Origin of the sequence: Arthrobacter sp. UNC362MFTsu5.1 (assembly GCF_000685965.1) — a bacterium.
Taxonomy (GTDB): Bacteria; Actinomycetota; Actinomycetes; order Actinomycetales; family Micrococcaceae; genus Arthrobacter.
On the sequence record NZ_JMLE01000017.1, the window covers coordinates 34977 to 48220 of the forward strand.

Sequence of the window (13244 nt, forward strand, 5' to 3'; positions counted from 1 at the left end):
GGGCGCGTCGGGCCTAACGTCGAAGTATCAAGTTCCCATTGCATACAACAGCCGCGCAAGTCACACTGGAATGTGCAGCCCCGGCTGAATTACACGGATGAATTTCAGATCTGTGTTCGCTGTTGCTGCGACTTCCCTAGGGGAGCATACGACGAGGAGGATCCACGTGAGTCCGAAAGGCGAAGCGGGCGAGCTAAAGCAGGCGTCAACGGCTGGCGTAGCCCTGCCTGCGAGCGGCGCCCAGGGCCTCCTCTTCACGGAGGACCTTCCCGTCCTCGACGAAGACGCGGGCTACCGCGGACCCACCGCCTGCAAGGCCGCGGGCATCACCTACCGCCAGCTCGACTACTGGGCACGCACGGGCCTCGTTGAGCCTGCCGTGCGGGGCGCCGCCGGTTCCGGCTCGCAGCGGCTCTACGGTTTCCGCGACATCCTGGTGCTGAAAGTGGTCAAGCGGCTGCTGGACACCGGAGTATCACTGCAGCAGATCCGTTCCGCCGTGGAGCACTTGCGGGAACGCGGCGTTGAGGACCTCGCCCAGATCACTCTTATGAGCGACGGCGCGAGCGTCTACGAGTGCACGTCCGCGGATGAGGTCATAGATCTGGTGCAGGGCGGCCAGGGCGTCTTCGGGATCGCGGTCGGCCGGGTGTGGCGCGAAGTGGAAGGCAGCCTCGCGGCTCTTCCCAGCGAACACGTCGTCGAGCAGTCCTTTCCGGATGACGAGCTCAGCAAGCGCCGGGCAGCCCGGAAGACCGGCTGAGCCCGTACCGTATCGATCCGTGCCTTAACGATCAGAGCCAAAAAGAATGGCCGCCTTCCCTCGGGAAGGCGGCCATTCTCATTCAGCCGTGTGTTCAGGCCGTGCGTGCTTCGACGCCGCCGACCCGCTAGCGGAGGCTGCGTTCCCGGAGGGCTGCGGCCGAATCGGCGCCGTTGGAGGCCAGGAGGTTGTCGAGGAGCGTGTTGAAGAGGCTGGCCGCGTTCTTTGCGGAATCCCCCGGCCAGTGGTGCACGGAATGCGCCGCACCCTGGATCTGCTGCCAGTTTGCCTGCTCCGGAATGTGCGGGGTCAGCAACAGCTCACCGAACATCGACTGCATCTCCGTGAGCCGGAAGGCGTGCTCGGACGAACCCGAGCGGACGCGGTTCGCAATAATGCCGGCGGGGGAGAGGTTCGGGGCGAACTCCTGGCGGAACAGCTGGATGGCGCGCATGGTGCGCTCCGTGCCGGCCACCGAGAACAGGCCCGGTTCGGCGACGAGGGCCACTTTGTCGCTGGCGGACCATGCCATCCGGGTCAGCCCGTTCAGCGACGGCGGGCAGTCAACCAGGATCAGCTGGTACTTGTCCGTGCCGGCGAGGACTGCCGAAAGCCTGCGCAGGTCCCGGCGGCCCAGATCCGGGCGATCGTAGATTCCCGTATAAGCGGAGCCCACAGCGACGTCCAGGACGGCGGGCCGGGCACCGTTATAGTTTTCCCGGGCCACCCAGCTGCTGGTGACGACGTTTTCCGACAGGCGGGCGCGGCGGGGACTCTTGAGCATCCTGCCGATGTCCAGCTGGTCATCCGGCTGGACGCCCAGCGCCGTGCTGGCATCCGCGTGCGGATCAAGGTCCACCACAAGGGTGGGGATGCCGGCGGCCAGGGCCGCAGATGCCAATCCGGTGGTGACGGAAGTTTTGCCGACCCCGCCTTTGAGGCTGCTGATGCTGACTACTTGCACTTGAAAAACCAATACCTAACGCCGGTTGCCGTGTTGGGGTAGTGCCGGCTCCGGCTCCCCGGAGCGGAGGGCGCCCGTAAGCGCCCCCGACTCATCATATGTTGCCGAGGTGTCGAATCCCGTTTCATCGGGCGGCTGTGCGGCGCATCCCACGCGCAGGAGGACACCGGTTGCCGGATTGGCCTGCCTAAACCGGCCTGCATGACGGATAATTCTGTGATGGTCGACACAATGATTTGTGTTTCCCCGCGCCCGTCTTACACACTGTGACCACTTACCGATACACCCGCGATGATGCAGGAGAAGTATGTTTTCCAAGATTCTGGTGGCTAACCGCGGCGAAATCGCGATCCGCGCCTTCCGTGCCGGCTACGAGCTGGGTGCCAAGACTGTCGCCGTGTTCCCCAATGAGGACCGTAACTCCATCCACCGCCAGAAGGCTGATGAAGCGTACCTGATCGGCGAAGAGGGCCACCCTGTCCGGGCGTATCTCGATGTAGACGAAGTGATTCGCGTGGCCAAGGAGGCCGGCGCCGACGCCATTTACCCCGGGTACGGCTTCCTGTCGGAAAACCCGCGTCTGGCCCGGGCCGCCAAAGAGGCCGGCATCACCTTTGTTGGTCCGCCGGCTGAGGTCCTTGAACTGGCCGGAAACAAGGTGGCTGCCCTCGAAGCAGCACGCGCCGCCGGTGTTCCCGTCCTCAAGTCGAGCCAGCCCTCCAAGGACCTGGACGAACTGATCGCCGCCGCAGACGTCATCGGCTTCCCCATTTTCGCCAAGGCCGTTGCCGGCGGTGGAGGCCGCGGCATGCGCCGTGTGGACACCCGTGAGGCTCTCCCGGAAGCGCTGCAGGCTGCCATGCGCGAGGCTGACGCCGCGTTCGGCGACCCCACCATGTTCCTGGAGCAGGCAGTTCTCCGCCCCCGCCACATCGAGGTCCAGATCCTGGCCGATGCCGAGGGCAACATCATGCACCTCTTCGAGCGCGACTGTTCCATCCAGCGCCGCCACCAGAAGGTCGTGGAAATCGCTCCGGCGCCGAACCTGGATGAGGGCATCCGCCAGGCGCTCTACCGGGATGCCGTGAAGTTCGCCAAGGCGCTCAACTACGTCAACGCAGGCACGGTGGAATTCCTCGTGGACACCGTCGGCGAACGCGCCGGCCAGCACGTGTTCATCGAGATGAACCCGCGCATCCAGGTGGAGCACACGGTCACCGAGGAAGTCACCGACGTGGACCTGGTCCAGGCGCAGCTGCGCATTGCGTCCGGCGAAACGCTCGCTGACCTTGGCCTGTCACAGGAAACCGTCCAGCTCAAGGGCGCCGCACTGCAGTGCCGCATCACCACCGAGGATCCGGCCAACGGCTTCCGCCCCGACGTCGGAAAGATCACCGGTTACCGTTCCGCCGGCGGCGCCGGTGTACGGCTCGACGGCGGCACCGTCTACTCGGGTGCCGAGATCAGCCCGCACTTCGACTCCATGCTGGTCAAGCTGACCTGCCGCGGCCGCGACTACCCCGCAGCCGTCGCCCGCGCCCGGCGCGCCCTGGCGGAATTCCGCATCCGCGGCGTCTCCACCAACATCTCCTTCCTGCAGGCCGTCCTGGACGACGCGGACTTCATCGCCGGCGATGTTGCCACCAACTTCATTGACCAGCGCCCGGAGCTGCTCAAGGCCCGCGTCTCGGCGGACCGCGGCACCAAGCTGCTGACCTGGCTGGCAGAGGTCACCGTCAACAAGCCCAACGGCGAACTGACGGTCCACTCGAACCCCGCGGCCAAGCTCCCCGCAGTGGGGGACACCCCCGCCCCCAAGGGTTCACGCCAGCGCCTGCTCGAGCTGGGTCCCGAGGCCTTCGCCAAGGCCCTGCGCGACCAGAACGCGGTCGCCGTCACCGACACCACGTTCCGTGACGCCCACCAGTCGCTGCTGGCCACCCGGGTCCGCACCCGCGACCTGGTGGCAGCCGGCCCTGCCGTATCCGCGCTGCTTCCCGAACTGCTGTCCGTGGAAGCCTGGGGCGGTGCCACGTACGACGTCGCCCTGCGGTTCCTCGGCGAGGACCCCTGGGACAGGCTTGCCGCGCTACGCAAGGCACTGCCCAACATCTGTTTGCAGATGCTGCTCCGGGGCCGCAACACCGTGGGCTACACCCCGTACCCCGAGGAAGTCACCGAGGCATTCGTCAACGAGGCTGCGGCAACCGGCATCGACATCTTCCGGATCTTCGACGCCCTCAACGACGTCAACCAGATGGCTCCGGCCATCCGCGCCGTCCGCGCCACCGGCACCGCCGTCGCTGAAGTTGCCCTCTGCTACACCGGCGACATGCTCAACCCCGACGAAAAGCTGTACACGCTGGACTACTACCTGGAGCTGGCGCAGAAGATCGTCGACGCCGGCGCCCACATCCTCGCCATCAAGGACATGGCAGGGCTGCTGCGTCCCGCGGCCGCTGCGAAGCTTGTGGCGGCTCTGCGTGAACGCTTCGACCTTCCGGTCCACCTGCACACCCACGACACCGCAGGCGGCCAGCTGGCCACGCTCCTGGCGGCAGTGGATGCCGGGGTGGATGCGGTGGACGTCGCTTCGGCGTCACTGGCCGGAACCACCAGCCAGCCCTCGGCATCCGCCCTGGTTGCCGCCCTGGCCCACACGCCCCGCGATACCGGCCTGGGCCTGGCCGAGGTCAGCTCGCTGGAACCCTACTGGGAGGCAGTGCGGCGGGTGTACGCTCCGTTCGAGTCGGGCCTGCCGGGTCCCACCGGCCGTGTCTACCAGCACGAGATTCCGGGCGGCCAGCTCTCCAACCTGCGTCAGCAGGCCATGGCCCTGGGCCTCGGCGAACGCTTCGAAGCCATCGAGGACATGTACACGGCGGCAGACCGCATCCTGGGCCGCCTTGTGAAGGTCACTCCGTCCTCGAAGGTGGTGGGCGACCTCGCCCTGCACCTCGTCGGCCTCAATGCCGATCCCGCGGACTTCAACGAAAACCCGCAGAGCTACGACATCCCCGATTCCGTCATCGGGTTCCTGTCCGGCGAACTGGGTGATCCTCCCGGAGGCTGGCCGGAGCCGTTCCGCACCAAAGCCCTCCAGGGCCGGAGCATCAAGGTGCGCGATGCCGAGCTCAGCGCAGAGGACAGCGCCGCCCTGAAGAGTGATTCCAAGACCCGCCAGCAGACCCTCAACCGCCTGCTCTTCGAAGGCCCCACCAAGGACTACCTGAAGAGCGTGGAGACCTACGGCAACCTGTCCGTCCTGGACACCCGCGACTACCTCTTCGGGCTCCAGCGCGGAGCGGAGCACGAGATCGAGCTCGAGAAGGGCGTCCGCCTGATTGCGTCCCTCGAAGCCGTGTCGGAGCCGGACGAGAAGGGCATGCGCACTGTCATGTGCACGCTCAACGGCCAGTCCAGGCCAGTGGTGGTCCGCGACCGTTCCGTGGTCAGCAATGTCAAGGCAGCTGAAAAGGCCGACGCCAGCCAGCCGGGGCACGTCGCCGCACCGTTCGCCGGAGCGGTGACGCTCACGGTCAAGGTGGGCGACGCCGTCAATGCCGGCGACACCGTTGCCACGATCGAGGCCATGAAGATGGAAGCCTCCATCACGACGCCGGTGGCGGGCACCGTTGGACGCCTCGCGGTCGGCGCCGTGGAACAGGTCCAGGGCGGAGACCTGCTGCTCGTCGTCGAGTAACCCACGCACACACAAAAGGGGCCTCCCGCCGGGAGGCCCCTTTTGTGTTGTCCGGGCTAGTGCTGCCTTGGGCTAGTGCTGGCCGGAGGGCTCGGCGCGGGCCGGCCTCGGTGCAGCGTACATTTCCCCGATGACCGACTCGAAGTCCTTCATCACCTGGGCCCGCTTGACCTTCATCGAAGGCGTCAGATGGCCGGATGCCTCGGTGAAGTCGGACGGCACAATCCGGAATGACTTGATGGCTTCCGCCTGGGATACCGACTGGTTGGCGCGGGTGATGAGGTCCTGCACGGCCGCCTTGACCACGGGATGTTCCGCCGCCTCGGCAAGGGACGTGGTGGTCGGCAGCCCGTGCCGGTGCAGCCATCCCGGCAGGGCTTCCTCGTCGAGGGTCACCAGGGCTCCGATGAACGGCATATTGTCGCCCACCACGAGCACCTGGGAGACCAGGGCATCGGCCCGGATCTGGTCCTCCAGCAGGGCGGGGACGACGTTCTTTCCGCTGGCCGTCACGATGATTTCCTTCTTGCGGCCCGTGATGGTCAGGAAGCCGTCAGCGTCCATTTGTCCGATGTCACCGGTGCGGAACCAGCCGTCCACGAACGTGTCGGCTGCGAGGTCCTCGCGCTTGTAGTAGCCGCGCATCACGCAGACGCCCTTGGCGAGGATCTCGCCGTCGTCGGCGATCTTCACCGCATTGCCCGGCAGGGGAGCGCCCACGGTGCCGATCCTGATCAGCGACGGGGTGTTGACCGTGATGGGCGCGGTGGTCTCGGTCAGGCCGTAGCCTTCGAGGATCTGCATGCCGATGCCCTGGAAGAAGTGACCCAGGCGTTCGCCCAGCGGGCCGCCGCCGGAGACGGCGTGGGCAACCTGGCCGCCCATGGCCGCACGCAGTTTGCTGTAGACGAGCTTGTCGAAGAGTGCGTGGCGGAGCTTGAGGCCGAGGCCGATGGAGCCGGCCTGCCGTGCCCTCGAGTAGGCGATGGCAGTGTCGGACGCCTTGTGGAAGATGGCGCCCTTGCCGCCGTCCTCAGCCTTCGTCAAAGCGGAGTTGTAGACCTTTTCGAACACCCGCGGCACGGCCAGGATGAAAGTGGGCTTGTAGCTTTGCAGGTCCGGCAGGAGGTGCTTGATGTCCGGGGTGTGCGCAACGGTGACGCCGGCGGCTACGGCCAGGACGGAGATGAACCGGGCGAACACATGGGCCAGCGGCAGGAACATGATGGTCCGTGCCTGCTCGTGGACGATGCCGGACAGCGACGTTGCCAGGGCGTTTTCGGACAGCTCCACGAAGTTGCCGTGTGTCAGTTCGCAGCCCTTGGGCCTGCCGGTGGTGCCGGAGGTGTAGATGATCGTTGCGACGTCGGCGAGCGAGGCAAGGCTGCGGCGGGCTTCCAGGTCCTCATCGCTGACGGCGGTTCCTGCGGCACGGAGTTCGTCCAGCCCGGCGCCCTCGAGCTGCCAGACGTGGGCGAGGGAAGAGAGTCCTTCCGAGGTCGCGGCCTGCCGGATGATGTCCTCATGGTGCGCGGATTCGCCGAACGCGGCCACGGCACCCGAGTCGCCCAGGTTCCAGGCAACCTGGCTGGGTGACGACGTTTCGTAGATGGGAACCGAGATGCCGCCGGCGAACCAGATGGCGAAGTCCACCAGGGCCCACTCGTAACGCGTGCGGGACATGATGCCCACGCGGTCGCCCGCCGCCACTCCGCTGGCCATGAGTCCCTTGGCCAGGACGCGGACGTCGGCGACGAAATCGGTGGCAGTGATGTCCTGCCACTGCCCGGCGGCATCGAGCCGCGAATACAGGGACGGGTTCGAGGCCTTGGCGGCCTGCCGCAGCACCAGGTCGGTGATGTTGGTTTCGGGGGGTACATTCACCAAGGGCGGAACACTGAATTCGCGCACGATAGCTCCTTTGTTATCCATAGACCCGCAGGGGGTACTGCTAACACTAGTACGCCCGTTGCGGAGGTGTGTCCTGTTTCACCTACTGGCGAGTAACTTTACGGTTAACGGCCGGAAACCCGCCAATCCGGCCCGCCGCGAGCCGTGTCCGGAGCCGCTTCACGCAGCGCCCGGCCACGCGGGAAAACAGGGCCCGGGCAATAGAATGGGGAACCATGCACACACCAACACCCGGCGACCTGCCCAGACCCTACCGACGGACGGCCTCCTGGCGGCGCCGGAAGCCCGCCGGGCAGGACGCGCTGGCCGCAAGCCAGGGCTTTCGCGAGCATCTCCGGCTGGGGCGCAAGGGGCTGGCAATCGGTGTGGACATCGGCGGCACCAAGGTCGCTGCAGGAGTAGTCGACGCCGACGGCAGGATACTCAGCCAGGCCAGGCGCTCGACGCCCGGGAACGACCCCCGGGCAGTGGAACAAGTGATTGTGGAACTGGTCGAAGAGCTAAGCCGGGGCCACCGCATCTGGTCGGTGGGAATCGGCGCCGCCGGCTGGATGGACCTCGACGGCGGGACAGTGCTGTTCAGCCCCCACCTCGCCTGGCGCAACGAACCGCTGCGGGACAACCTCCAGCGCCTGCTGCGACGGCCGGTCCTACTGACCAACGACGCCGACGCCGCGGCCTGGGCCGAATGGCGCTTTGGTGCCGGGCAGGGACAAAACAGGCTCGTCTGCATCACCCTCGGCACCGGGATCGGCGGCGCCATGGTGATGGACGGCCGGGTGGAACGCGGACGCTTCGGCGTTGCCGGCGAATTCGGCCACCAGATCATCATGCCCGGAGGCCACCGGTGCGAATGCGGAAACCGCGGCTGCTGGGAGCAGTATGCCTCCGGAAACGCCCTGGGCCGTGAAGCCCGCGAGCTGGCCGCCGCCAATTCACCCGTCGCGCAGGAACTCCTCAAAGCCGTGGACGGACAGGTTGACCGGATCACCGGAGTCATTGTGACGGAACTGGCCAAGGCGGGCGATCCGACGTCCAGGGAACTCCTGGAAGACGTCGGGGAGTGGCTGGGACTGGGGCTGGCCAACCTGGCTGCCGCGCTGGACCCCGGGAAGTTCGTGATCGGCGGAGGCCTGTGCGATGCCGGCGAGCTGCTGGTGGCACCGGCACGCAAGGCTTTTGCCCGGAACCTGACCGGGCGCGGGTTCCGCCCGGCGGCGGAAATCGCCCTGGCCGCCCTGGGCCCCAACGCCGGGCTGATCGGCGCCGCGGACCTGTCACGGGTCAGCAGCCGGATGCACGGCTAACCGGGCAATCAGCAGGCTAGGCGCGGGGCACTAAACCCGCGCGCCGTCGTCGTGCTCGTCCTTTTCCTGCGGCAGCTGCATGATCAGGTAGATCACGGAGACGACGAATGCGGCGACGATTCCCAAAATGGCCATCAGCGGCGCCGACCGCCAGAACATGGCGGCCAGCACCAGGGCGACGGGACCGCCCACGGCACCCAGCCAGGCGAGCATGGTCAGGGGATCCGTGCCGGCCAGGCTCGGCGGTTCCTCAGGTACGAACGGTTCATCGTCATCGGCGTCGTAATCCCGCGGCCCGCCGGTTGCCTCCGTCTCAGCTGTGCTTCCGTGGTCCGCCCCCAGCTGCGGCTCGCGGACGGCGGCCTGGCGTTCAGACGCAGAGGGCTCCGTCGGCGCGGCTCCGGACAGGCCCAGCGGATCGAAGTCACGGAAGGGCCGTTTGGCTGGCTGGCTGCCCTCGACGGCGTCACCGGTGCCGTCAGCGGCCGGAGTGTCGCTGCCCTCGAGCCGGGCCACCAGGTCGAGCCATACGGCGTCGTCCTGGTTCGCGCTCTGGTCTGAGGAATTGGAGTCGGATCGGGTCATCGGCCATGTCCTTCACGGCTAGCGGGGGACGGGTCCAGGTTTCCCGGAACCACGGCGCGGATAAATTCCGCGGTCCCGCTGAAAATCTCTGCGGCATCGTTGTCCAGGGTGGCCACGTGGTAGCTGTTGCCCAGGGTGCTCAGCTGGAGCGTGGCATGGGTGAGGCCGCGGCGCAGCGCCACGATGCTCGAATCCGACACGACGTGGTCCACCGTGGAACGGAACACCCGGACCGGTGCAGTGATCCGCGGCAGCAGCCGCCGCGTGTCCCTGAACAGTTTGTTCAGTTCGTGCGCCGCCGCCACGGGTGTCCGCGGGTAGGCGCCCTCGTCCGTGTTCGGCTTGAGGATGTCGTTCGCGATGGCTGGAGTGCTTTTCAGGACCAGCTTCAGGACACCGGCCAGCGGCGCCCGGGGATCATCAATGACCAGGCCCGGATTGACCACGATGGCACCCGCCACCGGACGCTGGGCTGCCACCCTCAGGGCGAGTGCCCCGCCCATGGACAGGCCGGCCGTGAACACATGGTCGCATTCGGCCTCAAGCTCCAGGTACGCCGCGTCGTAGGCGGAATACCACTGCTGCCAGCGGGTCCTGGCGAGTTCCTGCCAGCTGGTCCCGTGCCCCGGCAGCAGCGGCATCCGCACCGCAAAGCCGGCGTCGGCCAGTGACTGGGCCCAGGCCCGCACACCGTGCGGGCTTCCGGTGAAGCCGTGGGACACGGCAACGCCGATCGACGGGCCGTCTCCGGTAAAGGGGGAACTCAGGGGGCTGTGGTCGGCGGCGATGCTCATGATGTCTCCGAAGGTACGTGGTGCTGCGCGTGCTCATGGAAGAAGGAGGACGAATTCCGGAAGATCACGGGGGCATCGTTGTCCAGGGTGGCCACGTGGCCGCTGTTGGGCAGCGGCACCACGCGAAGCGAGGCCGACCCCAGCCGCCGCCTGATCAGCTCAAGGGACGACGGCGGCACAACGTCGTCGGTGTCCGATTTGAAAACCAGAACCGGCGCCGTGACGCGGGGCAGTCCACGGCGGGCGGCGGCAAACAGCTTCTTCAGCTGGTGGACGGCGGCCAGCGGCGTCTGCGAATAGTCGCCGTCCTCAGTGGTGGCCGCGGTGGGGTTGGCTTCCACAATCGGCAGCGTGGTCTGTTGGAAGTACTTCAGGATGCCGATAATACGGACTCTGCGGTCGTAGAAGCTGAGCCCGGGATTGACCACGGCCACACCGGCAACGCGATGGCGGGACGCCGTGCGCAGGGCGACGGCGCCGCCCATGGACAGCCCGGCGACGTAGCAGGTGTCAGTCCGGCCGGCGAGCTCAAGGTAGGCGGCTTCGAAGGCACCGGCCCAGTCCCGCCAGCCCGAGCGGGCCAGCTCGCGCCAGTCAGTCCCGTGCCCGGGCAGGAGCGGGACGGAAACGGCGAACCCCTGCTCCGCCAGGTGCAGGGCCCACGGCATGACGCTGAGGGGACTTCCCGTGAAGCCGTGGCAAATGGCGACGCCGATCCGGGCATTGCTCCCGTGGCCGGGGTAGCTGAAAGCGGCAGGCACAGTCGGTTTGCTGCTTTCTCTCATGTGCCCATCGTGTCACCATTCAGCACAAATCTCACTAGAGTAGGGTTGCATTGAAGTCCTGGCCGGGCCCGACGAAGGGGCGGCCAGACGCCTTCCGGAGAGGTACACCACGTGTTTTATTGGTTCATGAAGACGTTCGTCCTGGGACCGGTGCTAAAGCTCCTGTTCCGGCCCTGGGTCAAAGGGCTGGACAACGTCCCGGCCGAAGGCGCAGCCATCCTGGCGTCCAACCATCTGTCGTTTTCCGACTCCATCTTTATGCCGCTGATGGTTCCGCGTCCCGTGGTCTTCCTGGCGAAGTCGGAATACTTCACCGGCACGGGCCTCAAGGGCCGGCTGACTGCACTCTTCTTCCGGCTGACCAACCAGCTGCCCATGGACCGGTCGGGCGGCGCGGCCTCGGCCGCTTCGCTGAACGCCGGAATGGACGTCCTCTCGCACGGTTCGCTGCTGGGAATTTATCCGGAAGGAACCCGCAGCCCCGATTCTCGCCTCTACCGCGGCAAGGTGGGTGTGGCAAAACTTGCCCTGCAGGCCCGGGTTCCGGTGATTCCCGTCGCCATGATCGGCACGGACAAAGTCCAGCCGATCGGTAAGCGGATGCCGAACATCCGGCGCATCGGCATGATCTTCGGCGAACCGCTGGACTTCAGCCGCTACTACGGCATGGAGGAAGACCGGCTGATCCAGCGTTCCGTGACCGACGAAATCATGTACGAACTCATGCGCCTCTCGGGGCAGGAGTATGTGGACGAATATGCGGCAGTCGTCAAACTGCGGCTGGCGGGCACACCCGCTGACGGCTCAGGCAGCGCCGGCGGCCCGGACGTATCCGGCGGCTCGGACGGATCCGGAGGGGGCGCCGGCCCCGCGGAACCCGACAAAGCGTGACGCCGGTTCTGTGACGATGGTTTGGGGCGAATGACGGTTGCGGTGCGTAAACGCCGATCCGGGAACTAGTCTTGTAGTGTGACTGAGCTATCCGCAAAACCTGCCTCCCTGCTGACCAGTACCGCCCAGAGCGGCGCCGCCAACTATCCGGGACTGGACCACTGGCGGGACCTGCCGGTTTCCCAGCAGCCCAGCTGGCAAAACAAAGAGGTCTTTGACACGTCCGTGAAGGAACTTTCCGTCCTTCCGCCGCTCGTCTTCGCCGGCGAGGTGGACATCCTCCGCGAACGGCTGGCCGCTGCCGCGCAGGGCAAGGCGTTCCTGCTCCAGGGCGGGGACTGCGCCGAAACCTTCGAGGCCGCCACGGCGGACAAGATCAGCGCACGGGTCAAAACCATCCTGCAGATGGCCGTCGTCCTCACCTACGGCGCGGCCATGCCCGTCATCAAAATGGGCCGGATGGCCGGACAGTTCGCCAAGCCGCGTTCCTCCAACGATGAAACGCGCGACGGCGTCACCCTCCCGGCGTACCGGGGCGATATTGTCAACGGCTACGATTTCACGCCGGAATCCCGGGCCCACGACGCCGGCCGGATGCTCAAGGCGTACCACACGTCGGCCTCCACGCTGAACCTCATCCGGGCGTTCACGCAGGGCGGCTTCGCTGACCTGCGCCTGGTTCACCACTGGAACAAGGGCTTCACCGAGAACCCGGCCCACGCCCGCTACGAGTCGCTGGCACGCGACATCGACCGGGCCATCAAGTTCATGGCGTCCTGCGGCGCGGACTTCGAAGCCCTGAAAAGGGTCGAATTCTTCGCGAGCCACGAGGCGCTGCTGCTCGACTACGAGCGCGCACTGACCCGCATCGATTCCCGCACCGGACTTCCGTACGACACCTCGGCCCATTTCCTCTGGATCGGCGAACGCACCCGCGAACTGGATCACGCCCACGTCGACTTCCTGTCCCGCGTCCGCAACCCGATCGGCGTCAAGCTGGGCCCCAAGACCTCCGGCGACGACGCCCTGCGGCTCATCGACAAGCTCGATCCGGACCGCGAACCCGGACGGCTGACCTTCATCACCCGGATGGGCGCGGGCAACATCCGCGAGAAGCTCCCCGCCATCGTCGAGAAGGTCACGGCCTCCGGCGCGCAGGTTCTCTGGGTCACCGATCCCATGCACGGGAACACTGTCACCTCGCCCAACGGCTACAAGACCAGGAACTTCGACGACGTCATCGACGAAGTCCGCGGCTTCTTCGAAGTCCACCACTCGCTGGGCACCATTCCCGGCGGCCTGCACGTTGAGATGACCGGGGACGACGTCGCGGAGTGCCTCGGCGGTGCCGACCCGATCGACCAGGAAGCCTTCCTGGACCGCTACGAATCGGTCTGCGACCCGCGCCTGAACCACATGCAGTCCCTGGAGATGGCCTTCCTCGTCGCAGGAGCCCTGTCCAAGCGCCCCTGATCCGACTCGGACGCGCTGATTGACTGCGCTGATTAATCACAAAGCTCCGCCCGGCTGGAACCAGCCGG

10 protein-coding genes are annotated in these 13244 nt (G+C 66.6%); 5 read left to right on the forward strand and 5 right to left on the reverse strand.

Annotation, left to right across the window (positions count from 1 at the left end; all coding sequences use genetic code 11):
• Window positions 1-166 precede the first annotated feature (166 nt).
• Complete coding sequence (locus BS38_RS0115900; protein WP_028271710.1) at window positions 167-763, forward strand: MerR family transcriptional regulator; 597 nt, start codon at window positions 167-169, stop codon at window positions 761-763.
• A gap of 127 nt (window positions 764-890) precedes the next feature.
• Here the strand turns inward: BS38_RS0115900 and BS38_RS0115905 are convergent, their stop codons facing one another.
• Window positions 891-1727 carry a ParA family protein gene (locus BS38_RS0115905; protein ID WP_028271711.1) on the reverse strand — a complete coding sequence of 279 codons (837 nt, stop codon included), beginning with the start codon at window positions 1725-1727 and terminating at the stop codon, window positions 891-893.
• A gap of 307 nt (window positions 1728-2034) precedes the next feature.
• Here BS38_RS0115905 and BS38_RS0115910 point away from each other — a divergent pair, with 307 nt between their 5' ends.
• Entirely contained in the window at window positions 2035-5430 is a 3396-nt protein-coding gene (locus BS38_RS0115910) for a pyruvate carboxylase (RefSeq protein ID WP_028271712.1), read from the forward strand.
• Window positions 5431-5502: 72 nt separating this feature from the next.
• On the opposite strand, the gene BS38_RS0115915 is transcribed toward BS38_RS0115910, so the two are convergent.
• Entirely contained in the window at window positions 5503-7341 is a 1839-nt protein-coding gene (locus tag BS38_RS0115915; protein ID WP_028271713.1) for an AMP-dependent synthetase/ligase, read from the reverse strand.
• 215 nt (window positions 7342-7556) lie between these two features.
• Between BS38_RS0115915 and BS38_RS0115920 the strand changes: the two genes are divergently transcribed.
• On the forward strand, window positions 7557-8648 hold the full coding sequence (locus BS38_RS0115920) for an ROK family glucokinase (protein WP_028271714.1): 1092 nt from the start codon (window positions 7557-7559) through the stop codon (window positions 8646-8648).
• Window positions 8649-8678: 30 nt separating this feature from the next.
• On the opposite strand, the gene BS38_RS0115925 is transcribed toward BS38_RS0115920, so the two are convergent.
• Genes BS38_RS0115925 through BS38_RS0115935 form a run of 3 tightly spaced genes read right to left on the reverse strand, consistent with a single transcriptional unit; the run spans window position 8679 to window position 10812 of the window.
• On the reverse strand, window positions 8679-9233 hold the full coding sequence (locus BS38_RS0115925; protein WP_028271715.1) for a hypothetical protein: 555 nt from the start codon (window positions 9231-9233) through the stop codon (window positions 8679-8681).
• On the reverse strand, window positions 9230-10027 hold the full coding sequence (locus tag BS38_RS0115930; protein ID WP_028271716.1) for an alpha/beta hydrolase: 798 nt from the start codon (window positions 10025-10027) through the stop codon (window positions 9230-9232). Before BS38_RS0115930 ends, BS38_RS0115925 begins: the two co-directional genes overlap by 4 nt.
• Window positions 10024-10812, reverse strand: a complete 789-nt coding sequence (locus BS38_RS0115935) for an alpha/beta hydrolase (protein ID WP_028271717.1) — start codon at window positions 10810-10812, stop codon at window positions 10024-10026. The genes BS38_RS0115930 and BS38_RS0115935 overlap by 4 nt, the downstream gene beginning before the upstream one ends.
• Before the next feature lie 111 nt (window positions 10813-10923).
• Between BS38_RS0115935 and BS38_RS25355 the strand changes: the two genes are divergently transcribed.
• Window positions 10924-11703 carry a lysophospholipid acyltransferase family protein gene (locus BS38_RS25355; RefSeq protein WP_043438927.1) on the forward strand — a complete coding sequence of 260 codons (780 nt, stop codon included), beginning with the start codon at window positions 10924-10926 and terminating at the stop codon, window positions 11701-11703.
• A 78-nt stretch (window positions 11704-11781) separates the two neighbouring features.
• Complete coding sequence (locus BS38_RS0115945) at window positions 11782-13176, forward strand: class II 3-deoxy-7-phosphoheptulonate synthase (RefSeq protein ID WP_028271718.1); 1395 nt, start codon at window positions 11782-11784, stop codon at window positions 13174-13176.
• Window positions 13177-13244: the final 68 nt, after the last annotated feature.